Here is a 24814-nt window from a genome sequence, read left to right as displayed (position 1 = left end):
GCTACGTCTCGTCGCATCACGGCTGCCCCTCCACAGTCATAACGGGCAACGCTCGAGCGCCACCCGGGGAAACGAGGTGCTCAGCGGTAGCCAACAGCGCCTGGTCCGACCGCGATATTTCCTGAGGATACAGCAGGAGGCAATCACGAACCTCGACATAGCGACGGTAGAGTCGCGCAGCGGCGCCGCGGGTCAGAACCAAGTGGATCCTCGCCTCAGGAACGTCAAGGCTGAGTTCGGGCGACTCGGACAACAGCCGCTCCCAGAGAGGTGCGAGCCTCACCAGGAGAACGCGAACCTGGACTTCCCGTTGGACTCGTATGACGCCGTCCACCGCCGCCGTGAGGCCGAATCCAACGGCCAGGCACGAGGGCGCGATCAATAGCGCCGCATAGTAGACGCCGCCCGTCCCGGTCGCGAAGTCAGCATTGTGGTTGACGTTCGCCATGACCGCATTGAGGAGGCTGACGACGGCGTACACGATGACACCGGCGCAGCCGACAACGACGAAGCCGAGTGAGACCCGGGTCAGCCGTCGTCGCTGCCTTCGCCGGTCCGAGAGACATGCCGCCGCCACCGTGACCGAGAAATACGCCAGGGCCACCCAGGTGGTCGCCGCGTACGCCGTGTAGTCCCACCGATCGAGAAAGCGGATGTCCGGCAGCAGTCGCCAGTCGGCCCCAAAGAACAACACTGACTGAATGAGAATGACCACCCCCGGGAAGATCGCAGAGAGAGGTTTGATCCGCCACCCACCGGGGTGCGCCGACGATGCGGCCCGCACGAGTTCGTTGAGAAGTGCTATTGCGATGACCGCAGTGACGTGGAAAAGGTAATACGTCACGTTCACGCCGCCGAGAGCGGCATCGAGCACGTCGAAGACAAGATCGGTCTGCAGCGACATCGTCAGCGCGAACACCGCAAGAAACGAGAACAGCAGGCGCCGACGGCCCCGCACGACGGACGGGAGGCAGAACAGGGCGGCCAGCCAAAGGAGCGCGCTCACGCCACCAGCGATGAGGGAGGCCACTACAGCACCCGCCCGAATCCGGTCCGGGCGCCGTCACGGGCCTCCGCGCGGTCACTCAGCATAGTCAAGGCGAGCCGGTCGCCGATCGCTTCGGCGAGTGCTTCCAGCTCGTCGGTCAAACTGCTTCGCAAAAGTGCGTGCACGATGGCGTCATAGGGGATCAGGGGCGCGAATCGCGCGACTTGATCGGCCGAGAGTAATTCCTTGTCGTCGCTGAGGATCATATGGCCATATTCATGGTTGATGAGCTGCTGCCGATGCACTGCTGAGATCGTCGGGGCATGGTGGATGCGCTCGAAGGCTTCGCCGGCGACCTCGATCCAGAGTCCGCAGACACCAGCGTGCAGCATCGTTTCGCTGCCCTCGCGGATCACAATCTGTTTTTTCCGGAGGCTCTCCATATGCGCGTGGAGCCGCTCGGGCGTGAGCGGCCGCGGCAAATCGAGTGCCGCGACAAGCTCGTGCGCGCGCTTCTGGCGTTCTTGGTGATCCATGGTCTTTCCCCCGGTCGATGCCACGTTCAGCCAACCCCGGACCTCAACATTGGACATGTCTATCGTCTGCTACGCTTGCCTTCGGTTGGACATGTCTAGGTTACAGTTCCGGGGGGAACGCCGTAACCGGCATGTCCGAACCACGCACGATGCGGATTCACGGGCGACAGCGGGGCGTCGCCGTGCGCGTGGTGCGGAGCTGCCCACAGGCCTCCGCACCACGCAGCCGCCTCGCCACATCGTCTTCTCGCCGCACAGGCTCCTCACCATGCCGCCCCTGCGCCACGCTGCCTACCGTGCCGCCCATGACTTGCGGCTGCGCTTGATCCGGAATCTGGCCTTTTCCGACACCTTTCGCGTGGCGCGGAGCAAAATGTGCTCCTGTGGTCTGACCACAACAGGTAGTATCGATCTCACGCCCCAACCACTAGATATGGTCTTTCGCCCGACTAACTGTCCCGCTCGATTGTCGTGGGGAGTATTAGTCAAGGAGGCAGCAGCGCGTGTTGAAGACAGAAGACCCCGGCACAGGAACGCCTACGGCTGGCAGCGGTCTCAGCACCCTTATGGTGTCGAAACGCGACGGTCGCCGGCTCGCCTTCGATGACGCCCGGATCTATGCCGCACTGGCCAAGAGCTTCACGGAAGTGAACGGCGAACTGACCCCGCTCACGCACCGGATCATCCGTGACCTGGTCACTCGTATCGATCGCGAGATAGCCTCGCGCTTCGCGGTCGACATCAAGATCTACGAGGTCCAGAACATCGTGGAACACGCCCTGCTGGACAGCAAGGAATACGAAGCCGCAGAGGCGTACATCAATTACCGGATCCAGCGCGACTTCGCGCGCAGTAAGTCCACCGACATCAACCACTCGATCATCAAGCTGATCAGCAAAGACGAAACAGTCGTCAACGAGAACGCCAACAAGGACAGCGATGTCTTCAACACCCAGCGTGACCTGACCGCCGGCGCGGTGGGCAAGGCGATCGGCCTGAAGATGCTGCCGCCGCACGTCGCCAACGCCCACCAGAAGGGCGACCTGCACTACCACGACCTCGACTATCACCCCTATGCCCCGATGACGAACTGCTGCCTCATCGACTTCAAGACGATGCTCAGCACCGGCTTCCGGATCGGCAACGCCGACGTCGACCCGCCCCGCTCGATCCAGACGGCCACCGCGCAGATCTCGCAGATCATCGCGAACGTGTCGTCGAGCCAGTACGGCGGATGCTCGGGCAACCGGATCGACGAGGTGCTCGCCCCGTACGCGGAGAAGAACCTCCAGAAGCACCTCGCCGACGCCAGGACATGGATCGCCGATGAGTCCCAGCACCAGCAGTTCGCGGAGGAGAAGACCCTCAAGGACATCTACGACGCGATGCAGAGCCTCGAATACGAGATCAACACCCTGTTCACCTCGAACGGGCAGACCCCTTTCACCTCGCTCGGCTTCGGCCTCGGCACCAGCTGGTTCGAACGCGAGATCCAGAAGGCGATCCTGCAGATCCGCATCGAGGGACTCGGCAGGGAGAAGCGCACCGCGATCTTCCCGAAGCTGATCTTCACGGTGAAGCGCGGCCTCAACCTCGACCCGACCGACCCGAACTACGACATCAAGCAGCTCGCGCTCGAGTGTTCCACCAAGCGCATGTACCCCGACATCCTGAACTACGACAAGATCGTGGAACTCACCGGCAGTTTCAAGGTGCCGATGGGCTGCAGGTCCTTCCTCCAGGGCTGGACGGACGAAGATGGCAACGACGTCTCAGAGGGCAGGATGAACCTCGGAGTCGTGACACTCAACCTGCCGCGGATCGCCCTCGAGGCCGCCGGCGACAAGGACAAGTTCTGGAGCATCCTCGCCGAACGTGTGAGCATTGCCCGCGACGCCCTGCTCTTCCGGATCGAGCGCTGCAAGGAAGCGACCCCGGAGAACGCACCGATCCTCTATGTCTACGGCGCCTTCGGCCAGCATCTGGAGGCCGGCCAGTCCGTCGACACCGTGTTCAGGAACAAGCGCGCCACCGTGTCGCTCGGCTACATCGGCCTCTACGAGGTGGCCTCGGCTTTCTACGGCGGAGCCTGGGAATCAAACCCCGAGGCGAAAGACTTCACCGTCGACATCCTCCGCACGCTCCACGACCGCACCCAGGAGTGGAGCAACGAGTACGGCTACCAGTTCAGCGTGTATTCGACCCCGAGCGAGAGCCTGACCGACCGGTTCTGCCGGCTCGACACCGCGAAGTTCGGTTCGGTCGCTGACATCACCGACAAGGACTACTACACCAACAGCTTCCACTACGACGTTCGCAAGAGCCCGACGCCGTTCGAGAAGCTCGACTTCGAGAAGGTCTATCCAGAGTTCGCCTCCGGTGGGTTCATCCACTACTGCGAATACCCGATCCTGCAGCAGAACCCCAAGGCACTCGAGGCGGTCTGGGACTACTCCTATGACCGGATCGGCTACCTCGGAACCAACACCCCGATCGATCGTTGTTACGCCTGCGGCTTCTCGGGCGACTTCGACGCGACGGAGCGCGGCTTCGAGTGCCCCGAATGCGGCAACGCCGACCCGATGACCTGCGACGTCGTCAAGCGCACCTGCGGCTACCTCGGCAACCCGCAGGCCCGACCAATGGTGCACGGCCGGCACATGGAGATCACCTCCCGGGTCAAGCACATGGCGGGCGGCACCGGCATCAGCGGGGCGGATGCCCCGGCACCGGTCTCCGAGGATGCGTAACCCGCGGCCCGGCGAGTGGCTGTCTGAGAAGCTGAGCCAGCGATACGTCGGGGACTACAAGCCCTTCGTCTTCGTTGACGGCGAAGGCGTGCGGTGCAGCCTCTACCTGTCCGGATGTCTGTTCGCGTGCGAGGGCTGTTTCAACGAAGCCACCTGGAGCTTCCGCTACGGCCAGGAATACAGCCAGGAACTCGAAGACCAGATCCTGGCCGACCTCGGCCAGGAGTACGTCCAGGGCCTGACCCTGCTCGGCGGCGAACCCTTCCTCAACACCGGGGTCTGCCTCGGGCTGATCGACCGGGTGCGCCGGGAGTTCGGCTCGTCGAAGGACGTGTGGTCCTGGACCGGATACACCTTCGAGGAGCTCTTGCTCGAGAGCCCGGACAAGCTCGCCATGCTCCGCGGAATCGACGTCCTGGTCGACGGTCGGTTCGAGCTGGCGAAACGTGACCTGAAACTGCAGTTCCGGGGCAGCAGCAACCAGCGGATCATCGACGTCCCCGCGTCCCTGACCGCCGGAGAGGTGGTCCTGTGGGGTGGACTCCGGGATGCGACGAACACCTTCGAACAGATCGAGAAGCGCCAACTGATCTAGTCCCCGGGTCGGGGAACACAGCGCACGCCGCGACCGCCCCCGGCAGCGGCCCGTCCTCAACAAAGTTTCTCTGACCGGGTTTTCCACAGGCCATTTGTGGGGTGGCGGATGCCGGTGGAATGTCGGTGGTGGTCCGTAGAGTGCCCCCATGACAGTTGAAGAACCCTCAGAATCTCACCTGGACAGCCCCGTGGACAGCAGTGTGGACAGCGCTGCGGAACCCCCTCCCGGGACCCCTCCCGAGAACCCTCCCGCCATCCCTCCTGATGTCCCTCCCGACAGCAGCCTCAACGCCCAGCACCTCGGCCTGGTGGAGCCGTCCCTCGCCGATTTCTATGACGCGATCCGGGAAGCAGACCGGGAAATCAACCGGGCCACCGCTCGCCGGGCCGCCGCGATCTATACCGCGCAACGGGTGCTGGCCGATGCGGGCCGGGCCCGGGCGGAGGCCGCCGAGCAGGCCGGCGGGCCGCGCCCGCCGTGGTCGCCGGAGGAGGCCACCAAGGAGGAGTTCACCTGCGAGGTCGGGGCCCTGCTCCGGCTGCCGCGGCGCACGGCGGAGACCCTGATCGAAGCCAGCCGCACCCTCGCCGAAGACCTCCCCGCAACCCGGGACGCCCTCGCCATCGGGGCGATCAGTTACCGGCACGCTCAAGTGATCATGGACCAGGCCTGGGGCATCCGCATGGGAGACGACCCGGAAGCGGCCGCCCGGGCCCGCGCCGTGTTCGAAGACGTCCTGGTGCCCGTCGCGGAAGTCCTCACCGTGGCGAAGCTGTCCGACCGGGCCCGGCGGGTGCGGGAACGCACCCACCCGGAAACCATCACCGCGAGGCACCAGAAGAGCGTCGAAGACCGGCACGTGGTCTTCCAGGCCCTCAACGACGGGATGGCGTCGTTGTATGTGACCGGGGACGCGGAGAAGGTGCAGGCCGCCTACCACCGCACCCTCGACACGGCGCTCTGCCTGCAGGGCCCGGAGGAAACCCGCACCCTGACCCAGCTGGCTGCAGACGTGCTCACCGACGTGCTGCTCAGCGGGGTCACCCCGGACGGACTGGGTGCCGGGGTGGCCGCGCAGGTCAACGTCACCGTCCCGGTCCTGACCCTGCTGGGCACGAGCGAGGAACCCGGGTATCCGGCCGGGTACGGACCCATCGACCCCGACACGGCACGGCGTCTCGCGGCGGGGGCGCCGAGCTTCACCCGGCTGCTCACCCACCCGGAGACCGGGGTCGTGCTCTCGATGGGACGGGACACCTACAAGGTCCCCGCCGCGCTCAAGAAGTGGCTCGAGGTGCGCGATGAAACCTGCACCTTCCCCGGCTGCCGCCGCTCGGCGAAACGCTCCGACGTGGACCACAGCGTCGAGTGGCAGCACGGCGGCGAAACCAACGCGATGAACCTCGCCCACCTCTGCCCGTATCACCACGCGGTCAAGAGCTACAAAAGATGGACACCGAGACACCTGGGCGATGGTCGGATCGAGTGGACGTCCCCGGCCGGGTACCGCTACATCGTGGAACCCTCCGCCGACATGAGGCCACCCCGGAAACCCAAACCCGCACCGAAACCGCGGGTTCCGTTCGTGGATGTCTGGACCCTCGACCCCGAACCCAACGACCCCGACAACCCCGACAACCCAAGCCCGTTCTAGTCAGCAGCGCAGCCGAAGAGGCGCCAGCGGGCTGGTGCCTGCGGACGCCCCTGGGTGCGGTGATGCTGGGTACGGTGATGCTGGGTACAGCCCGACTTGGTACTGCGCCGCTAGACGCTCGCTACTTGGTACTGCGCCGCTTGACGCTCGCGACTTAGTACCGCGCTACTGGGTACTGCGCTACTTGGCACTGGTTGAGCTCGTGCTCTCACCGATGATGCCGTGTTCCCAGCGGCGTTCGTCGAGGTCGTTGGCGATCCTGCGGTACTTATCGTCGGACACGGTGTAGATGAAGTAGATGATGATGGCGGCGATGACCAGTGCGAGGGCCGGATACAGCGTCATGACCGCCTTGATACCTTCGAGCGTCTCGCCCGACTGGCTGGTGGCCTTGGCCACATATCCGGTGACGGCGAGCATGCCGGCACCGACCACCGCGGCGCGGGACTGGGCGAGCTTGCGAGAGAAGCTGAAGGCGGCAGAGGTCACGCCCTCCTTGCGCACCCCGGTGTGCCATTCGCCGTAGTCGATCGTGTCGGAGACGAACGCCCAGGTGATGCCGTTCGGGATGGCCAGTGCGGCGGAGCCGATGGTGACGAGGATCATGAACGTCCACAGGTTGGTCGGGATGATGAAGTCCAGCCCGTTGGCGACGATCGCGATGATGAAGCTGCCCATCACGGTGCGCTTCTTGCCGAAGCGCATGACGAGCCTCGGGATGAACATGATGCCGACGATGGAGGCACCGATCATGACGAGGTTCAGTACGGCCTGGAGTGCGAGGTTCCCGAGGTTGTACTGGGCGAAGAAGATCATCATCATGTTGTTGACGTTCATCGACGAGATCGTGAAGAGGGACATCAGCACGAGGCCGAGCAGCGGGCGATTGGTGAGAACTGCCCTGGCGTAATCCTTGATGCCGTTCTTCCCCGAGCTCGCTGCCCGGTTGATGACGACATTCTCCTTGGTGCCCCGGTAGCAGAGCACGAATGAGACCATGGTGAAGGTGACGACGGTCATGACCGCGAGGAGGATCGCGCTGACCATCATCACCGGGCGGAACTTGCCGCGCTTGCCGATCTTGCGGCTGTCGATGAAGATCGCGGCGAGCGGGTCCATGACGGCGTCGAAGAGTTTCACGAGCACGAAGATCAGGGCGACGACCGCCGGGCCGATGCCCGCGGTGTCGATCCAGAACTTGGTCAGGTAGGCCTGACCCAGGTCGAACATGAACCCGCTGCCCAGGTCGCCGAATCCGTAGGCGACCTTCTCCTTCGTATTGAGTCGGGCTTCTGAACCAAAGACGGCGGGGGTGGGCTCTGCGGCAGAGACAATCTCCGCGTTCTCTTGGATGGTCATGGTCGCTCGACGCCAGGAACCTGCGCGTGTGGACGCAGCGCAGCAAAGTGGCACTGTTTCCCTCGTCGTGCGGCGAGCCCCGGGTGCAGCGCACGACAAAGCCCCCTGCCTCCCGGTCAAATGCGGGAGGCAGGGGGCTTTGTCGTGCCCGTTACTCGGCCAGGCTCTCGCCGGATCCGTTGCAGAGGAACAGGGTGGCACCCGCCGCGATCACGGTGACCACGAGTGTGGTGATGCCGATCACGATCGGGATGTTGCTCGTTCCGGGAGGAGCCATCAGGGTGAAGATCGCCGGCGCGAACGCGGCAAGCATCAGGCCGACGTTCTGCGAGACGGCGAAGCCGGTGACGCGCAGCCGGGTGGGGAACTGCTCCTGGTAGGCCGTGGCGAATGTGGCGTTCCACATCTGGAAGAAAATCGACATGGCGAGCACGCCGAGGATGAGCACCATGGCGAAGTTCTTTTCCTGCACCGCGAAGAGGAACGGGATCGAGGTGAGGCCGCCGCCGAGGGCGCCGGTGATCATGAGCGCCTTCCTGCCGAAGACGTCGGAGAGCTTCCCGAACAGCGGGATCGTCAGGGCAGAGACCGTGTTGATGATGAGGATGATCCACAGGAACTCACTCGTCGTGAAGCCGACTCCGTAACTCTCCTGCTTGCCGTAGGTGACACCGAAGACCAGGGTCGCGGTGCCGATCACGTTGGCGAGCGTGCTGATGACGCAGATGAGGAGCATGCGCGGGTAGCGACGGACCAGTTCGATCGCCGGGGTCTTGAACTCCTTGACCTGGGACTGCTTCAGGTAGGCGGGCGGCTCTTCGATGTTGCGGCGAATCAAGTAGCCGGCGAGGATGACGACCGCGCTGAGCAGGAACGGAATCCGCCATCCCCAGCTCTGGAAGGCCTCGGCGGGGAGCGCGGATGCCAGCGGAAGCATGAAGGCGAGGGCGAGGATGCTGCCGATCTGGGACCCCTGCAGGCTGAAGCTTGCGAAGAAGCCCCGCTTGGCATCGGGCGAGTGCTCGACGATGAGGGCGTTGGAGGCGCCCAGCTCCCCGGCGACGGCGAAGCCCTGGACGAGCCGGAGCACCACCAGCAGGATCGGCGCGAGAATGCCGACCTGGGAGTACGTCGGCAGAACGCCCACGAGGAGCGTGGCCAGGCCCATCATCATCATGGCGATGACGAGGACATGCTTCCGCCCGTGGCGGTCGGCCAGGTTGCCCAGGACAATGGCGCCGATGGGCCGCGCGACATAGCCGACGCCGTACGTCGCCAGCGAGGCGACGATGGCGACGGCCGGGCTCGCGGTGGGGAAGAACACCGTCGGGAACACGAGTGCTGCTGCTTGGGAGTACAACGTGAAGTCGTAGTACTCCAGTGCGCTTCCGATCCACCCACTGAAGGCGGCGCGCTTGAGATTGCGGGATGAAACCTGTTTGTCGTTCGACGGCGTCCTCTGTGACGTTGCCGTGTTTTCGCTCATGACGAAACCCTTGATCTTCCTTGATAAGTGGTTCTAGTGTGATCGTTCGTGGTGCAGAGTGCAGTTCGCCGGTCAGGCGAGTGGCGCGAGGATGTAGTCGCGCACCTCCCCCGGTTCGGCGTTTGCGATGAAATACTCCGTGAAGTTCTCGGTGGCGATGGTTTCCTTCAGGAAGTCCTGATCGATTTCCTTGAGCACCTGGATGAGGGGCTTGTACACGACCGCCTTCACCTCGTTGAGGATGCGTGCATTGCGCTGCTCAGGGACCACCCGTTCCTTGGGGTACCCGCCACCCATCGGCTCGGCGAACAGGCGCTCGAAGATGAGCGTGAGGTTGAGCTCGGCCCCCCAGCCGAAGCCCTTCGCATAAGGGATGGAGAGCGCGTTGCCTCCGTTGATCTGGGAAAAGAGGTAGGCATCCGTCGGTTCGATGGCGATGCCGCAGACCACGCCGGGGAAGCTGTTGCAGGCGAGCATGGCCCCCACGCCGGTGCCGCAGCCGGTGACGACAAAGTCCACGGCCTTCGTGCCCAACAGGATCGAGGCGAGGAGACCGTTCTGAACGTAGGTCAGCCGGCTCTCGCCCTCTTTCCCGGTCATCCCGTAGTTAAAGGACTCGTGGCCTTTCTCGTCGGCCACATCCTTGAGCGCCTTGTAGATGATGGCGTTCTTGGAAGCCTGGGAGTTCTCGTTTATCAAAGCAATCTTCATTGGTTCTTCGACCTTTTTCATTGATGGTGCTCACGATGTGGTGCGGGCAGTCCCGCGTTACTGAGGGGTTTTCCCGATGTAGGCGAGGATGCCGCCGTCGACATAGAGGACCAGGCCGTTGACGAAGTCGCTCGCGTCGGAGGCCAGGAACACTGCCGGCCCCATCAGGTCCCTGGGGGTCCCCCAGCGCGCGGCCGGGGTCCTCGCGATGATGAACTGGTCGAAGGGATGCCGGGAGCCATCGTCCTGGAGTTCACGGAGCGGGGCCGTCTGCGGCGTTGCGATGTAGCCAGGGCCGATGGCGTTGCACTGGATGTTGGCCTCGGCGAATTCGGAGCAGATGTTGCGGGTGAGCATCTTCAGGCCACCCTTGGCTGCGGCGTAAGCCGACACGGTTTCGCGCCCGAGTTCCGACATCATCGAGCACATGTTGATGATCTTTCCGTGGCCGTTCTTGATCATTCCCGGCAGCACGGCCTTGGCGACGATGAACGGCCCGTTGAGGTCGACGTCGATCACCTGACGGAAGTCGGCGACGCTCATCTCGAGCATCGGGACGCGCTTGATGATGCCGGCGTTGTTGACGAGGATGTCGATGGTGCCGACCTCGTCCTCGATCTGCTTGACCATCGCAACGATCGCGTCTTCGTCAGTGACGTCCGCGACATATCCGTGAGCCTCGATCCCGGCTTCCTTGTAGGCGGCGAGTCCCCGGTCGACGGCCGCCTGGTCGCGATCGTTGAAGACGATCCGGGCGCCCGCCACCGCATACGCCGAGGCGATTGCCAGTCCGATGCCGTAGCTGGCGCCGGTGATCAGGGCGACTTTGCCGCTCAGGGAGAAGCTCTCCATGTCAAACTTTTCGGTCATTTTCTTACTCTTTTCGTGGAAGGCATGGTCGTCTCAGCAGAAGGAGACGAGATATTCGGCGAAGCACAGCACCGTGAGCGATTGGCCGTACGGCATCGCCGTCTGGTCGATGTTCTTGTAGAAGTCCAGGTCGTCACCCATTCCGGTTCCGACCGAGACGTTCTGGACTTCGCCCTCGTCGGTGATCCGGTCGTACAGTGCGGCGACGGCCTTCTCCGCCACGGCCGCATAGCTCTTGTCGATGTAGCGCTCATGTACCGCTTTGAGCAGCCCGTATGCGATACCGGCGGTCGCGGACGACTCGAGGTAGGAGGTCGGGTCATCGAGCAGCGTGTGCCACATGCCGGACTCGTCCTGCAGCTCCGCGAGTGCGGAGACCTGGCTGTTCAGAATTTCGAGCAACCAGTCCCGGATCGGGTCTCCGGGCTTGAGTCCCAGGGTGCCGATGAGTTCCGGAATGGCGATGGTGATCCAGCAGTTGCCACGTGCCCAGAGCGCGTCTGCGTAGTTGTCACGGCGCTCGAACGACCAGCCGTGGAACCAGAGGCCCGTCTTCTTGTCCAAGAGGTACTGGGCATGGATGAGGAACTGGTACTTGGCTTCCTCGATGTATTCCGGCCGATCCAGGAGGCGACCGATCTTCGCGAGGGGCAGCACCGTCATCATCAAGGTGTCGTCCCAGAGCTGCTGAGAGTTCGGCCCGGCATAGGTCATGTGCTGCATGCCACCACCGTGAGTGCGCGGCATGTCGTGCATGGCCCATTGCGCCCACTGGTTGAGGTACGGGATGTACCTGCTGTCCTTGGTGTCCTCATACAGGCAGGCCATGGCGAGCAGCGGTGCCATCGTGTTGACGTTTTTCGGCGGAGCGCCCGCGGCGAGCGCGGTATCGAACCACTCGCGGACGACATCCGCTGCCAGGGAATTTCCGGTGATCCGGTAGTTCTTGTAGATCCCGTAGAGACCGACACCCTGGGGCCAATTCCAGACATTCCAGCTCTTGTCGTCGACGACGACATCACTGAAATGGAGTAAAAACTTACCTGACTCGTCCCTGATTGTGGTCAGGTTGGAGATCATGGCATCGATCTTTTGAACGATCTGCTCTCTGCTGACGGCAGTGTCTAGATGCATGGTTTCTCTTCACAATCTTCTTTGATTCCTTGTATTTGAAACGTTACAACCCCGGAATCCGTCGATATAGGCCCCGTGGTGTCGACCGTTGCTCAAAAACTGCCGTTTCTTGCAGCGGAGGCTGCGTGCCAGACTGTCGCCTGAGCTCTCGGAGAGGAGGCGCCGATGGAGCCTCGCCGCGCAGTGATCGTGAACACGATGGTCTCCGGGCATTTCGAGCTGTACCACGTCGACAATGCCGTCCGTGAGCACGCAAACCTGCACTATCACGACTTCCACGAGATCAATTGCGTACTGCGCGGCACGGGTGTCTTCCGGCTCGGCGGAACCGAGTACTCCACGGAACCGGGAACCGTGACCTTCGTGCGGAGGAACGACCTGCACAACATCGTCAGGCAGTCCAGCGAGTACTACGAACGTGCGTACATCCACATTCGCGAGGAGTTCCTCACGAGCCGTTCCTCAGACAGCACCAACCTCAACCTCCTGTTCGCCAAGGACGGCACCCCGACCAGCCAGGTCATCAGTGTGGATGCCGACTGGTTGCGCGAACAGATTTCTCACCTGGACGAGCCCGATCAGGAGGGCTTCGGCGCGGACCTCGTCCGAGAGAACCGGCTGATCGAGTTCCTGATCGACCTCAACAAGGCGGTCTTCGGCTCCGAGAACGCCGTCGTTCCCCACGACCTTCCCGTGTCGGCCCTCATCTCGGCGGTCATGGGCTACGTCGCCGACAACCTGGACGAGGATCTGTCACTCGATGCCGTCGCGGGCAGGTTCTTCATCAGTAAGTACTACCTGTCACGCCAGTTCAAGACGAACACCGGACTCAATTTCCACCAGTACACGCTCAAGAAGCGACTGCTGCACAGCAAAGACCTCCTGAGCACGCACGGGAACGCCCTGGACGTCTATCGGATCGCCGGGTTCTCGTCGTACACGCACTTCCTCCGCTGCTTCAAGGATGAGTTCGGCATGACGAGCAAGGAATTCATCCGCCGGAGTCGCAACCCCGAAGGCATTCACTTCGAGAATCCCGATTCCGTGTAGCGATCCACGGTCCTGGCAATCGCGTCGTTGACGGTTTCCTCCATGATGACGGCGAGACAGGGAGCGTGCGCGCTGATCGTGGCCAGAATCTGGGCGACCGGGAGGACCCCGTCGTCGATGTCGCAGCGGACGACGCGACCGTCCGAGAGGCGGTAGTCGTCGAGGTGGGCCGCGACGATGCGTCCCCCGAACCGTTCAAAGGCGTCGCTCGTCAATGCCGCAAGATCGACGGGCTCGTTCGGGTCGAGCAACGCCGTGGCGTCGAACACGATGCCGAGGAAGGGTGAGTCGACGTCGTCGAGGAGTTGCTCGACCCGATCGAGGTTATAGATCGGGTGGTTAATGCCCGGCTCAATGGCGACGATGGTCCCCACGCGTTCGCCGAATTCCGCGAGCCGCCGAATCACCGCTGCGGCCTCCCGGTACGCCTCATCCGTGAAGTTTGCCCGGGTATAGGCAAAACCCTCCGCATTGACGCTCCCCGTCTCGGTCGCCACCATCGGGGCACCAAAATGCCGAGCGTTGAGCAGATAGGCCTCGAACTTCCGCAGGATCGCCTCCCTGCGATCGGCATCCGGATGAATGATGTTGTCGTAGCAGCCCAGCACGGCGATATCCACGCCCTGGGCGGCCATCACGCGGCGGAAGTAAGCGCCCAGGCCGGGGTTGACAGCGCGTGCGCCATTCAGTTCGGGGAAGGACCGGCCCAGGGCCAGTTGCACGTTGTGCACCCCGTATCCCGCCAGGCCACGCGCCAGCGCCTCGGGAGTTGACGCCCACGTCACGTCGTGTCCGCGAGCGCCGAAATTGATCGTCATATCCGTACCTTTCACCGCTGTGGCCAACTCGCCGAACTGTACACCTCTGCCTGGGCGAGCCCTGACCTGGTCATCCGGGCGGAGAATGGCGGCCCCGTGACCAGCGCAACCCCCACGCACGGCGATAATCAGACCATGGGCGCAGATCGAGACAACGAGGATGCCAGACCTCGTGCCGCCAGTGTGTTCGATGTGGCCAGGGTCGCTGGAGTGTCCCACCAGACGGTCTCCCGTGTCCTGAATGATCACCCCAGCCTTCGCGCAGCCACGCGACAGAAGGTGCTCGATGCCATTCGGGAGCTGAACTACCGGCCGAACGCGGCCGCCCGCGCGTTGTCCTCGAGTCGATCGCGCCTGATCGGAATACTGTCGACCTCGAGTGGAGAGTACGGCCCCGCGACCATCGTCGCCGCCATCGGGGCAGCAGCACGCAGTCGCGGCTACAGCGTGACGATCGCGAACGCGGACGGACTCGACCGAAGATCAGTGGATGACGCACTCAGCCATCTGGCCGACCTCTCTGCCGAGGGGCTGATCGTGGTGGCCCCGCAGACCCAGGTGCTCGTCGCTCTCGAAGGCCTGACGATCCCGGTGCCATATGTGACGCTGCAGACGGCAGCGGGGAGCGGGCTGCATGGCGGGATGCTGGACCAGATCCGGGGGGCCCGGCTGGCCACCTCGCATCTCATGGATCTCGGCCATCAGCGCGTGGGCCACATCGCCGGCCCGCCAGAATGGCTCGACGCGCAACAGCGCCTGACCGGTTTCCAGGAGGAGCTTCGATCGCGCCAGCTGGATCCGCGATTCGTAGAGATCGGCGACTGGAGCGCCGCGTCAGGTCATCGTGCCGCCCGTGCGCTGATCGAACAGGGCGTGACGGCCATTTTCTCCGGTAACGACCAGATGGCGCTCGGCGCCCTGAGCGCCGCGGTCTCCCTGGGGATGACCGTGCCGGGGGATCTCAGCATCGTCGGCTTCGATGACGTTCCCGAGGCCGCGTACTACCAGCCCGCGCTGACGACCGTTCGGCAGGACCTGGCCGAAGCCGGACGGCGCGCCGTGGCCCTTCTCCTCGGAGAAGCTGACGTGCGTCCTGCCGTCGACCCTGAGCTCATCGAGCGGGCGTCCACCGGAGCCCCGCCGGAGCGGCCGCGACCCGAATGCTGACGGTCGACATACGGGATGCCGATGTCGTAGACTGCATATGATCGCCAATGTGATCGATCACATGCGTAAGTCAAAGGAGTCTTGTGTCGACATCGAGTACCGTTTCCCCCGGCGATTCCGCACGAGACGACCTCCGTGCGGGGCGCCTCTCGCTCGGGATCGAACTGGGGTCGACCCGGATCAAGGCGTGCCTGATCGGCGACGACCCGTCCCAGGTGATCGCGGTCGGCAGTCACGAGTGGGACAACGAGTTCGTCGGACAGGTCTGGACCTATTCGCTCGAGAACGTGTGGTCTGGCTTGCAGGCGGCCTACGCCGACCTCATCGACAATGCCGAATCACGCTACGGCTTACGCCCGGACGGCTTCGCGGCGATCGGCGTCTCGGCCATGATGCACGGATACCTCGCGTTCGATGCGGCCGGCGACCTCCTCGCGCCCTTCAGAACCTGGCGGAACACGACGACCGGCCCTGCTGCCGCGGAACTCACCGACCTGTTCGGCGTGAACATCCCGCTGCGCTGGTCCATTGCACATCTCCGTCAGGCGGTCCTCGACGACGAACCGCACGTCCCCGAGATCGCCTTTCTCACCACCCTTGCCGGTTATGTGCACTGGCGGCTCACGGGTCGGAAAGTCCTGGGAGTCGGCGACGCATCGGGCATGTTCCCGATCGACGCGCTCACGAAGACCTACGATGCCGAGCTGGTGGCGCGATACGACGGGCTCTCCGCGGCCGGCACGCCCGGATCAGGCATCGTCGACCTGTTGCCGGAGGTGCTTGTGGCGGGTCAGCCCGCAGGGGCCCTGACCGAACAGGGTGCCCGGCTTCTCGACCCGACCGGCACGCTCAAGCCCGGCGCGGCCCTCTGCCCGCCCGAGGGTGACGCCGGAACGGGAATGGTCGCGACCCGATCTGTCGCCCCCCGCTCGGGCAATGTCAGTGCGGGCACGAGTATCTTCGCCATGGTCGTGCTCGAACGACCGCTCGAGAATGTGCACCACGAGCTCGACGTTGTCACGACTCCCGCCGGGGACCCCGTCGCGATGGTCCACTGCAACAACGGTGCGAGCGAACTCGCGACCTGGGTCGGCCTCTTCGCCCGGTTCGCCGCGGTCGCCGGCCAGCCGCTCGCCAGCGATGTCGTGTTCGACGCGCTGTTCCGCGAAGCACTCGAGGGCGAGGCGGACGCCGGTGGGCTGTTGGCCTACAATCACCTGGCGGGCGAGCCGATCGCCGGCCTCAGCGAGGGCAGACCCCTCGTCGTGCGCACGCCGGACAGCCGGCTGACGCTCGCGAACTTCATGCGGGCCCAGCTCTACGGCGTTTTCGGCACGCTCAGCCTCGGGATGCGCGTCCTTGCCGACGAGGGCGTCGTGATCGAGGAGATGTTCGCCCACGGCGGCATGTTCCGCACCGCAGGGGTCGCGCAGCGATTCCTCGCCGGGGCGCTCGGCACCCCCGTCACCGTGACCGAAACGGCCTCGGAAGGCGGCGCCTGGGGCATCGCGGTGCTGGCGTCCTACCTGCGGGCCGCCGAGCACGGCCAGAGCCTCGACGACTACCTCGACGAACAGGTCTTCGCGAACACCGCGTTCGACACTACCCAGCCGGATCCGACAGACGTCGCCGGATTCACCACCTACCTTGCACGCTATTCCGCCGGCCTCGCCGTCGAACGTACCGCCGTTGACGCACTCTCACTGAAGGAAATCACCCTATGAGCAACCGCATCACTCCCGACCTGACCTCCTACGAGGTCTGGTTCCTCACCGGCAGCCAGAACCTCTACGGCGAGGAGACCCTTCGACAGGTGGCGGAGCAGTCGCGCGCCATTTCGGACACGCTCGCGGCAGCATCCGACATTCCGATCACGATCGTGTGGAAGCCGGTGCTGAAGGATTCGGAGTCGATCAAGCGCGCGATCCTCGAGGCGAATGCCGCCGACAACGTGATCGGCTTGATCGCATGGATGCACACGTTCTCTCCCGCGAAGATGTGGATCTCCGGGCTCGACGCCCTCCAGAAGCCCCTGCTGCACTTCCACACCCAGGCGAACGTCGAACTGCCGTGGGCGGACATCGACATGGACTTCATGAACCTGAACCAGGCCGCGCACGGCGACCGGGAGTTCGGTTACATCCAGACTCGCCTCGGCGTCGCCAGGAAGACGGTCGTCGGCCACGCCACGAGCCCCGCTGTCACCGCGCAGATCGGCACCTGGACCCGTGCCGCCGCCGGCTGGGCTGCGACCAAGAGCCTCAAGCTCGCCCGGTTCGGCGACAACATGCGTTACGTCGCGGTCACCGAGGGTGACAAGACCGAGGCAGAGCTGCGGTTCGGCGTGCAGGTCAACACGTGGGGCGTCAACGAACTCGCGGAGGCCGTCGCCCAGGCCACGGAGGACCAGATCGACGCCCTCGTCGCCGAGTACGAGGAACTCTATGACGTCGCTCCTGAGCTACGGGCGGGCGCCGAGCGTCACGAGTCGCTGCGCTACGGTGCCGCGATCGAAATCGGCCTCCGGTCCTTCCTGGAAGCGGGCGGATTCGGCGCGTTCACCACGAGCTTCGAAGACCTCGGAGCCCTCCGCCAGCTCCCCGGACTCGCCGTGCAGCGCCTGATGGCCGACGGCTACGGCTTCGGCGCCGAAGGCGACTGGAAGACGGCAATCCTCGTGCACGCCGCCAACGTCATGGGCTCCGGGCTCCCCGGCGGCGCCTCCCTGATGGAGGACTACACCTACGACCTGACCCCCGGAGCGGAAGTCATCCTGGGTGCCCACATGCTCGAGGTCAGCCCGAGCCTGACAACCGCGAAGCCGACGCTCGAGATCCACCCGCTCGGCATCGGCGGCCGGGAAGACCCCGTGCGCCTCGTATTCACGGCAGATCCTGGACCCGCCGTCGTGGTTGCGATGAGTGACATGCGCGACAGGTTCCGCCTCGTCGCCAACGTCGTCGAGGTGGTCGAGCCCACCGCTCCCCTGCCGAAGCTGCCGGTCGGCCGCGCCGTCTGGAAGCCGGAACCGTCCTTCGCGGTCTCGGCGGCCGCGTGGCTCACCGCTGGTGCGGCGCACCACACCGTGATGTCGACCGCGGTCGGCCTCGAAGCGTTCACCGACTTCGCCGACATCGCGAAGACGGAGCTTCTCGTCATCGATGCGACGACAGACCTCCGGAGCTTCGAACACGGGATCCGCTGGAACCAGGCGTACTACCGGCTGGCCCAGGGCCTCTGAGTCTCTGAGTCTCTGAGTCTCTGAGCCTCTGAGCCTCTGAGCCCAGGATCGGATCGCCTGGCCGCTTTCGGCCAGGCGATCCGATCGCTGTGTCCCGGCGCAGCCCACCAGACCGGAGCAAGCGCTCTTGCCATTCCGATCAGGCCGGGCGCACCGCTCGGAGCGTCGCGAGGATCGCTTCCGGGCTGAAGATCTCCGGGTTGCGGATCGCCTGGATCGAGGCACCCTGGACCAGAGCGACCACCGTCTCCGCGAGTTCGTCACCCTGGACGCGGGTCCCGGTGGCGACCTCACGACAGACCGGCAAGAACGCCGCGAGGTAGCGCCCGAAGCTCGATTCGATGCGGGCGCGGAACAGGTCGTCACGTCGGGAGAAGTAGAACGCGAAGATCAGTTCGACCGCATCGTGGTACTCGACCAGGCGCTCCAGCTCGACCCGGATCATCCGCTCGAGGCGGTCCCACGGTTCCAGCCGGGCCAGGCCGGAGTCGGACAGGGCGTCGAGCGTGCCGTCGAGCAGTACGCCGAGCAGCGCCTCCAGCAGACCGTCTTTCGACTGGAAGTGGAAGAACACGAGGCCCGTGGAGATGCCGGCCGCGGTGGCCACCCGGCGCGCGGTGACGGCATCGAGACCCTCGCCGAGGGCGATCTCGTACGCCGCGGCGAGGATCGCGTCGCAGCGCTCCTGTTCGGGCTTCTTGGGGCCGCCCATCGATCAGCCGTCTCCCTCGGTACGCCGGGCGGCGCGATACCGGCGCCACGCCAGCCAGGCGCCAGAGGACCAGAGCGCCCACAGCATCAGCACGGGCTGGAACAGCAGCCGCACGCTGCGCTCGAGGTCGGTGTTCAGCCCGAAGGAATCGGTATGCGTCGCCAGCTGCGAGATATTGCCGGGGAAGATGGCAACGAAGAAGACCGCCACGATCCAGCCGACCTGCACCCGGTACCTGCCCAGGGCGAGTAGGGAAGCGCCGAGGACGATCTCGACGACGCCTGAGGCCAGGACGACGAAGTCCCCCGCCATCGGCACCCAGGTGGGCACCTGGGCGAGGAACGCCTCCCGGTTCACGGTGAGATGACTGATGCCGGCGAGAAGGAGGAAGGCTCCCAGCGTCATCCTGAAGACGGTGCGAAGCACGGTCGCGCGCGTCTTCTGAGGTGCGAGGAGGTTCATGCTGCGGCTTTCGTGGGGGCGTGCGAGGGAGAAGCGATGCTCCGACTCTACATTGATCACTCGGTCAATGATCACTCGGTCAATCGCGGAGACTTGGCACGGTCAGTCGGACCCGAAGTGATCTCGATGGTTGGTCGGGGTGGTGTTGAGGCGGCGCCGGAACGCTCGATTCATGGTTTCAGGGGTGCCGAATCCGCATGCTCGCGCGATCTCCTCCACTGTCAGCATCGTCGTCTCGAGAAGACTGCACGCTGCCTCCATCCGCACCGCCTCCACATGCTCGGCCGGCGTGATGCCTACCTCGGACTTGAATACCCGACTGAACTGGCGCTCCGAGAGGTGGGCGCGAGTGGCCATACCAGAGATGGAGAGATCGGCGGTCAGGTTGTCAGGGAGCCAGGCCAACACGTCACGGATGGGCTCGTCGTTCGCGGACTGTGCGGCCAGCAGCGCTGAGAACTGCGCCTGGCCGCCCGAACGGCGGAGGTACACGACAAGGCGCCGCGCTACGGTCGCAGCGGCCTTGCGGCCATGGTCATCGGCAACCAACGCCAAGGCCAAGTCGATTCCGGCCGTGACGCCGGCCGAGGTCCAGACGTTGCCGTCCTGCACATAGATGGCATCGGGGTCGACCATGACCTCCGGGTAGGCCCGCCCAAGCACCTCGCACTCGGCCCAGTGGGTGGTCGCGCGGCGACCGTCCAGAAGGCCCGCGGCAGCGAGTAGAAACGCGCCTGAGCACACGGATGCGACCCGCCGCGACACCAACGCCAGCCGCCGAATGCTGTCGACCAGCCTCGGATCGCCCGCAGCTTCCTCCATATCCCGGCCCCCGGCGACCACGAGAGTGTCGATGTTTCCGACCACTGCATCGATCGGTCCCGTCGCGAACTCGAGGCCGCTCGTCGATAGCACCGGCCCGCCATCGGTGCTCACGAGTTCCGTGGCGTACCGAGCGATCGGCAGGAATCGTGAGGCGGTGGAAAACACCTCAAGGGGCCCGGTCACGTCGAGGATCTGCACGGACGGGAACCCGACGATCACGATGCGTAGTTCGCTCACTGTCTTCCTCCGTGGCCGAGATCGTCAACAGCGTGTCCTAGGTGGGCCGACAACCGAACCCTACCGTGAAGTCATACCCGCAAACACGCACGTCGGCGCGGCGAATCCGCGACCCCCTTACCTCCCGAATCCGATGGAGCCTGATATGAACTTCCCCAGAATCGCACGCGCCGCCGGCATCGGCCTCGCTGTTGTCCTGGCTCTCACGGCCGTCTCGACGACCGTCAATGTGGCACTGAACACCTCGGAACACGCCGACCTCGTGCCGTATGGGAAGAAGGTCGCCATCGACGCCGGCGACATCAATGTCTACCGCAACGGCGGGACCGGGCCGACGATGGTGCTCCTGAGCGGGTATGGGACGCCGGCACCGGCAATCGACTTCGCCCCGCTCATCCGCCAGCTGAACGCGTTCAACGTCATCGTGGTCGAGGGCTTCGGCTACGGCTACAGTGACCTGAACGTCAGTGATCGCACCATCGAGAACATCACCCGCGAGCTGCACGAGGTCCTGGCCAAGCTTCGGGTGGACGAGCCGGTGATCCTGGTCGGCCATTCAATCGGCGGCATCTACGCCCGCTACTACGCGAACGCCTACCCGGACGAGGTGATGGCGATCGTTGGCGTCGACCCTACCGCCGCCCTGTCGTCGTCTCTTGATGAGGGCGCACCCTCGACCGTCGAGAGCATGCAGGCCGCGACCGGGCTCTTCCGCGTGGTCACGACGATCGCACCCGACCTGGTTCAGCCTCCAGGGTCTGCCTATACGGCGGAGGAGCGGCACCGCATCGCCGTGATGACCAACTGGAACTACGTCAACGCGTCGGTCTCCGACGAATGGAGCCGCATCGGCGCCAACTCGACCAAAACCGCGATGCAGCCGTTCGCCTCGGACCTGCCGGTGCTCGAGATCCTCTCGAGCGACAGCGTTCGGACGATGCCCCAATGGTTGCCGAACCACGAGGCCGAACTCGAGAACGTCACGACGCACGAACTCAACGTGCTCGAAGGAAGCCACTACTTGCATTGGACGCAGTCCCCGGCGTTCGCTCGGATAATCTCCGACTTCCTTTCCCGTCTCACCCGCTAACCCCCCGCTCACCAGGAGATCGTCGTGTCAAAAATCGCCCGCCGAGTCGGCAGCATCACACTCGCCACTACCCTCACTATTACCGCCTTCGCCGCCATAGCGGTCACCGGGTTGTCCCAATCGAGCGCTGAGACTGCCTCCGCGGCGAGCATCGGGGCGCCACCCCCTCAGCCTGGCGCCGTGCCGCTCCACGGGCAGTTCGTCGTTGCGGTCATTCTCGGCCGGTCCGGATCCGACACCGCCGACGTTCTCGCGCCATATGACGTTCTGGCCAGTTCACCCGACTTCTTCGTCTACACGATTGCCGCCTCCGCCGCCCCGGCGGTCGTCGACGGTGGCATGTGGGTCGTGCCGACCCACACTTTTGGTGAGGTGGCGGCTGGTGCTGCACCCACGCCTGACCTGGTCGTGGTGCCGGCCGTGAACAGTCCGTCGGGGCCCGAGGAGGCCGCGGCGCGCGAGTTCATCGTCAACCAGTACAACGCGGGCGCTCGCATCCTCGGCATTTGTGCGGGCTCCCGGCTGCTCGCCGCCTCCGGAGTTCTCGATGGGCTTCGCGCGACGTCCCATTGGTCCCGAATCGCCGCGCTCAGAACTTCGAACCCCGAGGTTTCCTGGGTCACCGGACAGCGCTACGTCCAAGACGGCCGAGTAACGACTACCGGTGGCGTGACCTCCAGCATCCCGGGCTCACTCAAAGTCATCGCCGACATGGCCGGTGATGCGGAAGCCAACCGGGTCGGCGAATCCGTCGGCTACCCAGGCTGGAAACTAGATGGTCCGACGGCGATGCCCGTCAAAGTCTTTGGGTTCGAAGACGCTGCCATTCTCATGAACACGGCTTTCCCTTGGGGGCGACCGAGGGTTGCCGTCGAGCTGAAAGATGGCGTCGAGGAGATCGATGCCGCTGCAATCTTCGAGGTCTATGGATACTCGCAAGGTGCCACCACCTCCGCCCTGTCGGCGAAAGGGTTCGTAACGACCAAGCACGGCCTCGTTGTGAAGACCTCGATTCTCGATGGCGCGACGACCACGGTGGTTGCCGGCGAACTCGGTGCACCAGGAAGCCCGCAGGGCTTCGACGCCGCCTTCGAACAACTGTCGAGGAGCAGCAGTTCGTCGGTCGTCCAGTCCGTGTCCAAGATGATCGAGTACCCCCTCGATCGGGTCAGACAGGAGAGGGCACCGCTGATCGCGCAAGCACGTACTTCGCTTCTCCTGGTTCTCGGCCTCCTGCTTGCGGTCGGCGTCGGAATGCTGCCCACCATCATCCTCGGCTTCGTCCGACGCCGCATGAGGGCTCGCGCCTGATAGTGCAACGGCGGCTACGACGTGCTGCACTACGACCTCGCCCTTCGTCACGCGCCACCGAGGGACCCCGCGGTACTGGTAGGACGCCTCAGCGGCGTCGCGACCATCACACTCCGCGCGAAGCAGAACCTGCCGTCGCTCAACTTCGATTTGCGCGGTCTCGACGTCACGTCGGTCCGGGTGGACGGCAAGGCGGCGGCGCACGGGCTCACCGTCGGTCTGCTGCCGAAGCTCACGGAGGGACAGTCCACAACGATCATCGTCGAGTACGGGGGAAGCACCGGGCGGCCGCTCGACACGACCGGCGCCCTCTATGGATGGGTCACGACTGCGGATGGCGCGATCGTGGTCAACGAACCCGATGGCGCCTCGACCTGGTATCCCGTGAACGACGACCCGCACGATAAGGCCACGTATTCGTTCCACATCACGGTGCCGGCTGGAAAGGCGGCCGTTGCGAACGGTCTGGCGGCCGGCCCGCCACGGACCAAAGCCGGGTGGACCACCTGGTCATCGCAGGCGACGGACCCGATGTCCAGTTACCTGTCGACGGCGACGGTCGGTGACTTCACCCTGGCCACCCATACGGGCCCGCGCGGTCTCCCGATAGTCAGTGGTCCCTGAACTCGGGCACCAATGGTTCGGCGATTCGGTGACGCCATCTGACTGGAAGGACATCTGGCTGAACGAAGGCTGGGCCACCTACGTCGAATGGCTGCGGGCCGAGCATCAAGGCACTGCGACGATGCCTGCGCAGTTTGCCGACGCGGTGTCATACCTGGACGCGAACAACGGCTGGACGCTCAACATCGCAGACCCAGGTCGCGATGATCTCTTCGCGGCTCCGGTCTACCTGCGGGGAGCGGCCGACCTGCACGCGTTGCGCGCGAAGGTCGGCGACAAGGCGTTCTTCGCGGGCGCCGCTTATATGCCGCCGTCGAAGTCGGCTATTTTCCAGGCGCGTCGACGGCTCGGATTTGAATCGGTGCGGGATCTGTTTGCCCGAGTCGCGCGGCCCCTGGCCGGGCCGGACACGCCGGGTTCGTGGTTGGCTGGGCGGCGTTTGATGTCCATCGACGGAACGATTCTGGATCTGGCCGACAGCGTGGTGAATGCAGAGTTCTTTGGCCGGCCGCCAGTCAGCCGTGGCGAGCAATCTGCCTTCCCACAGGCGCACCTGGTGGCGTTGGCCGAGTGCGGGACGCATACGATTCTGGATGCGGCGATAGGCCCATGCAGGACGTCGGAAATTGAACTCTCACGGGAGCTCGCCGGGCGCTTCGGGCCGGGCATGCTGGTCCTGGCCGACCGTGGCTTCCCGGGGCGGCAGTCGACAGCACCGTTGACCGTGCGGGTCGTGGACTACACGATCGACGACGGCCGCGACAATCCCGATGGCTACCGGTTGCTGACAACGATCCTTGATCCGGGTGAGGCATCTGCGGAAGAGCTCGCGACCGTGTACTCAGAACGGTGGGAGATCGAGTCTGTGTTCGATGAGTTGAAAGCGCATCAGCGCGCCCAGCGCATGGTGATGCGGTCCAAGGCCCCGGACCTGGTCAAGCAGGAAATCTGGGGCCACCTCTGCTGCCACTACGCGATCCGAACCCTGATGATCGAGGCCGCACAACACGCTCACCGCGACCCCGACCGGGTCTCCTTCGTCGCCGAACTCCGCATCGCCCGCTGCCCCGTAGCCCCGTAGCCCCGTAGCCCCGTAGCCCCGTAGCCCCGTAGCCCCGTAGCCCAGGGCGATTTTCCCCCCCTCCGCGACCTGACCAAGGGAGGCACACCCGCTTTCGTTTTCTCGGCCGT

Annotated in this window: 21 protein-coding genes and 2 pseudogenes; 12 read left to right on the top strand and 11 right to left on the bottom strand. The window is 64.6% G+C overall.

Annotation, left to right across the window (positions count from 1 at the left end; translation table 11 throughout):
* Positions 1-16: 16 nt before the first annotated feature.
* Together RHM57_RS00395 and RHM57_RS00390 are read right to left on the bottom strand one after the other, a co-directional pair.
* Positions 17-1030: a DUF6545 domain-containing protein gene (locus tag RHM57_RS00395; RefSeq protein ID WP_322136612.1), complete on the bottom strand. Its 1014-nt coding sequence runs from the start codon at positions 1028-1030 to the stop codon at positions 17-19.
* Entirely contained in the window at positions 1030-1581 is a 552-nt protein-coding gene (locus RHM57_RS00390; RefSeq protein WP_322136613.1) for a hypothetical protein, read from the bottom strand. Before RHM57_RS00390 ends, RHM57_RS00395 begins: the two co-directional genes overlap by 1 nt.
* A 446-nt stretch (positions 1582-2027) precedes the next feature.
* On the opposite strand from RHM57_RS00390, the gene nrdD reads away from it, so the two are divergent.
* The 3 genes from nrdD to RHM57_RS00375 all read left to right on the top strand — a co-directional run bounded on the left by nrdD (position 2028) and on the right by RHM57_RS00375 (position 6526).
* On the top strand, positions 2028-4274 hold the full coding sequence (nrdD, locus tag RHM57_RS00385) for an anaerobic ribonucleoside-triphosphate reductase (protein ID WP_322136614.1): 2247 nt from the start codon (positions 2028-2030) through the stop codon (positions 4272-4274).
* On the top strand, positions 4267-4869 hold the full coding sequence (gene nrdG, locus RHM57_RS00380) for an anaerobic ribonucleoside-triphosphate reductase activating protein (protein ID WP_322136615.1): 603 nt from the start codon (positions 4267-4269) through the stop codon (positions 4867-4869). The genes nrdD and nrdG overlap by 8 nt, the downstream gene beginning before the upstream one ends.
* A 148-nt stretch (positions 4870-5017) precedes the next feature.
* Complete coding sequence (locus RHM57_RS00375) at positions 5018-6526, top strand: HNH endonuclease signature motif containing protein (protein WP_322140603.1); 1509 nt, start codon at positions 5018-5020, stop codon at positions 6524-6526.
* 180 nt (positions 6527-6706) lie between these two features.
* On the opposite strand, the gene RHM57_RS00370 is transcribed toward RHM57_RS00375, so the two are convergent.
* The 5 genes from RHM57_RS00370 to RHM57_RS00350 form a co-directional block, all read right to left on the bottom strand.
* Complete coding sequence (locus tag RHM57_RS00370) at positions 6707-7885, bottom strand: MFS transporter (RefSeq protein ID WP_322136617.1); 1179 nt, start codon at positions 7883-7885, stop codon at positions 6707-6709.
* A gap of 151 nt (positions 7886-8036) precedes the next feature.
* Entirely contained in the window at positions 8037-9371 is a 1335-nt protein-coding gene (locus RHM57_RS00365) for an MFS transporter (protein WP_322189261.1), read from the bottom strand.
* Between the two features lie 72 nt (positions 9372-9443).
* Positions 9444-10103 carry an RpiB/LacA/LacB family sugar-phosphate isomerase gene (locus tag RHM57_RS00360; RefSeq protein WP_322140602.1) on the bottom strand — a complete coding sequence of 220 codons (660 nt, stop codon included), beginning with the start codon at positions 10101-10103 and terminating at the stop codon, positions 9444-9446.
* A 36-nt stretch (positions 10104-10139) separates the two neighbouring features.
* On the bottom strand, positions 10140-10952 hold the full coding sequence (locus RHM57_RS00355) for a gluconate 5-dehydrogenase (protein ID WP_322189259.1): 813 nt from the start codon (positions 10950-10952) through the stop codon (positions 10140-10142).
* Between the two features lie 33 nt (positions 10953-10985).
* Complete coding sequence (locus tag RHM57_RS00350; RefSeq protein WP_322140601.1) at positions 10986-12086, bottom strand: glycoside hydrolase family 88/105 protein; 1101 nt, start codon at positions 12084-12086, stop codon at positions 10986-10988.
* Between the two features lie 165 nt (positions 12087-12251).
* Between RHM57_RS00350 and RHM57_RS00345 the strand changes: the two genes are divergently transcribed.
* On the top strand, positions 12252-13136 hold the full coding sequence (locus RHM57_RS00345; RefSeq protein ID WP_322136623.1) for an AraC family transcriptional regulator: 885 nt from the start codon (positions 12252-12254) through the stop codon (positions 13134-13136).
* Here the strand turns inward: RHM57_RS00345 and RHM57_RS00340 are convergent.
* Positions 13109-13954 (bottom strand): sugar phosphate isomerase/epimerase, encoded by an 846-nt coding sequence (locus tag RHM57_RS00340; RefSeq protein ID WP_322136624.1) that lies wholly within the window; start codon positions 13952-13954, stop codon positions 13109-13111. The genes RHM57_RS00345 and RHM57_RS00340 overlap by 28 nt on opposite strands.
* On the opposite strand from RHM57_RS00340, the gene RHM57_RS00335 reads away from it, so the two are divergent.
* The 3 genes from RHM57_RS00335 to araA all read left to right on the top strand — a co-directional run bounded on the left by RHM57_RS00335 (position 13925) and on the right by araA (position 18362).
* Positions 13925-15121, top strand: a complete 1197-nt coding sequence (locus tag RHM57_RS00335; RefSeq protein WP_322140600.1) for a LacI family DNA-binding transcriptional regulator — start codon at positions 13925-13927, stop codon at positions 15119-15121. The two genes, RHM57_RS00340 and RHM57_RS00335, sit on opposite strands and share 30 nt — an antisense overlap.
* 83 nt (positions 15122-15204) lie before the next feature.
* Entirely contained in the window at positions 15205-16845 is a 1641-nt protein-coding gene (locus tag RHM57_RS00330; RefSeq protein WP_322189257.1) for a xylulokinase, read from the top strand.
* Positions 16842-18362, top strand: a complete 1521-nt coding sequence (araA, locus tag RHM57_RS00325) for an L-arabinose isomerase (protein WP_322136628.1) — start codon at positions 16842-16844, stop codon at positions 18360-18362. Before RHM57_RS00330 ends, araA begins: the two co-directional genes overlap by 4 nt.
* A gap of 139 nt (positions 18363-18501) precedes the next feature.
* Here araA and RHM57_RS00320 read toward each other — a convergent pair whose 3' ends face one another.
* The 3 genes from RHM57_RS00320 to RHM57_RS00310 all read right to left on the bottom strand — a co-directional run bounded on the left by RHM57_RS00320 (position 18502) and on the right by RHM57_RS00310 (position 20598).
* The gene (locus RHM57_RS00320) at positions 18502-19074 is read right to left on the bottom strand and encodes a TetR/AcrR family transcriptional regulator (protein ID WP_322136629.1); all 573 of its coding nucleotides are present in this window, start codon (positions 19072-19074) and stop codon (positions 18502-18504) included.
* A gap of 3 nt (positions 19075-19077) precedes the next feature.
* Positions 19078-19536 carry a hypothetical protein gene (locus RHM57_RS00315; RefSeq protein ID WP_322136630.1) on the bottom strand — a complete coding sequence of 153 codons (459 nt, stop codon included), beginning with the start codon at positions 19534-19536 and terminating at the stop codon, positions 19078-19080.
* A gap of 102 nt (positions 19537-19638) precedes the next feature.
* The gene (locus RHM57_RS00310) at positions 19639-20598 is read right to left on the bottom strand and encodes a GlxA family transcriptional regulator (RefSeq protein ID WP_322189255.1); all 960 of its coding nucleotides are present in this window, start codon (positions 20596-20598) and stop codon (positions 19639-19641) included.
* A gap of 145 nt (positions 20599-20743) precedes the next feature.
* On the opposite strand from RHM57_RS00310, the gene RHM57_RS00305 reads away from it, so the two are divergent.
* From RHM57_RS00305 to RHM57_RS00285, 5 genes and pseudogenes are all read left to right on the top strand, one after another.
* The gene (locus RHM57_RS00305; protein WP_322136632.1) at positions 20744-21688 is read left to right on the top strand and encodes an alpha/beta hydrolase; all 945 of its coding nucleotides are present in this window, start codon (positions 20744-20746) and stop codon (positions 21686-21688) included.
* Positions 21689-21712: 24 nt separating this feature from the next.
* The gene (locus RHM57_RS00300) at positions 21713-22999 is read left to right on the top strand and encodes a DJ-1/PfpI family protein (RefSeq protein WP_322140598.1); all 1287 of its coding nucleotides are present in this window, start codon (positions 21713-21715) and stop codon (positions 22997-22999) included.
* Positions 23000-23020: 21 nt separating this feature from the next.
* Complete coding sequence (locus tag RHM57_RS00295) at positions 23021-23623, top strand: hypothetical protein (RefSeq protein ID WP_322136634.1); 603 nt, start codon at positions 23021-23023, stop codon at positions 23621-23623.
* A pseudogene (locus tag RHM57_RS00290) lies at positions 23613-23861 on the top strand (M1 family aminopeptidase); the annotation flags it as partial. The gene RHM57_RS00295 and the pseudogene RHM57_RS00290, both read left to right, overlap by 11 nt.
* 63 nt (positions 23862-23924) lie before the next feature.
* Positions 23925-24704: pseudogene (locus RHM57_RS00285) on the top strand (transposase); the annotation flags it as partial.
* Between the last annotated feature and the right edge of the window lie 110 nt (positions 24705-24814).

The organism is Cryobacterium sp. 10S3 (assembly GCF_034344045.1).
GTDB lineage: Bacteria > Actinomycetota > Actinomycetes > Actinomycetales > Microbacteriaceae > Cryobacterium > Cryobacterium glucosi.
This window is presented reverse-complemented; position numbering and strand designations above follow the sequence as displayed.

Bases quoted from the DNA above. Each gene is read 5' to 3' on its own strand.
- RHM57_RS00320 (WP_322136629.1), bottom strand. From the start codon at position 19,074: ATGGGCGGCCCCAAGAAGCCCGAACAGGAGCGCTGCGACGCGATCCTC.
- RHM57_RS00350 (WP_322140601.1), bottom strand. From the start codon at position 12,086: ATGCATCTAGACACTGCCGTCAGCAGAGAGCAGATCGTTCAAAAGATC.
- RHM57_RS00305 (WP_322136632.1), top strand. From the start codon at position 20,744: ATGAACTTCCCCAGAATCGCACGCGCCGCCGGCATCGGCCTCGCTGTT.
- RHM57_RS00355 (WP_322189259.1), bottom strand. From the start codon at position 10,952: ATGACCGAAAAGTTTGACATGGAGAGCTTCTCCCTGAGCGGCAAAGTC.
- RHM57_RS00345 (WP_322136623.1), top strand. From the start codon at position 12,252: ATGGAGCCTCGCCGCGCAGTGATCGTGAACACGATGGTCTCCGGGCAT.
- RHM57_RS00360 (WP_322140602.1), bottom strand. From the start codon at position 10,103: ATGAAAAAGGTCGAAGAACCAATGAAGATTGCTTTGATAAACGAGAAC.
- nrdG (WP_322136615.1), top strand. From the start codon at position 4,267: ATGCGTAACCCGCGGCCCGGCGAGTGGCTGTCTGAGAAGCTGAGCCAG.
- RHM57_RS00390 (WP_322136613.1), bottom strand. From the start codon at position 1,581: ATGTCCAATGTTGAGGTCCGGGGTTGGCTGAACGTGGCATCGACCGGG.
- RHM57_RS00370 (WP_322136617.1), bottom strand. From the start codon at position 7,885: ATGACCATCCAAGAGAACGCGGAGATTGTCTCTGCCGCAGAGCCCACC.
- RHM57_RS00375 (WP_322140603.1), top strand. From the start codon at position 5,018: ATGACAGTTGAAGAACCCTCAGAATCTCACCTGGACAGCCCCGTGGAC.
- RHM57_RS00315 (WP_322136630.1), bottom strand. From the start codon at position 19,536: ATGAACCTCCTCGCACCTCAGAAGACGCGCGCGACCGTGCTTCGCACC.
- araA (WP_322136628.1), top strand. From the start codon at position 16,842: ATGAGCAACCGCATCACTCCCGACCTGACCTCCTACGAGGTCTGGTTC.
- RHM57_RS00365 (WP_322189261.1), bottom strand. From the start codon at position 9,371: ATGAGCGAAAACACGGCAACGTCACAGAGGACGCCGTCGAACGACAAA.
- RHM57_RS00340 (WP_322136624.1), bottom strand. From the start codon at position 13,954: ATGACGATCAATTTCGGCGCTCGCGGACACGACGTGACGTGGGCGTCA.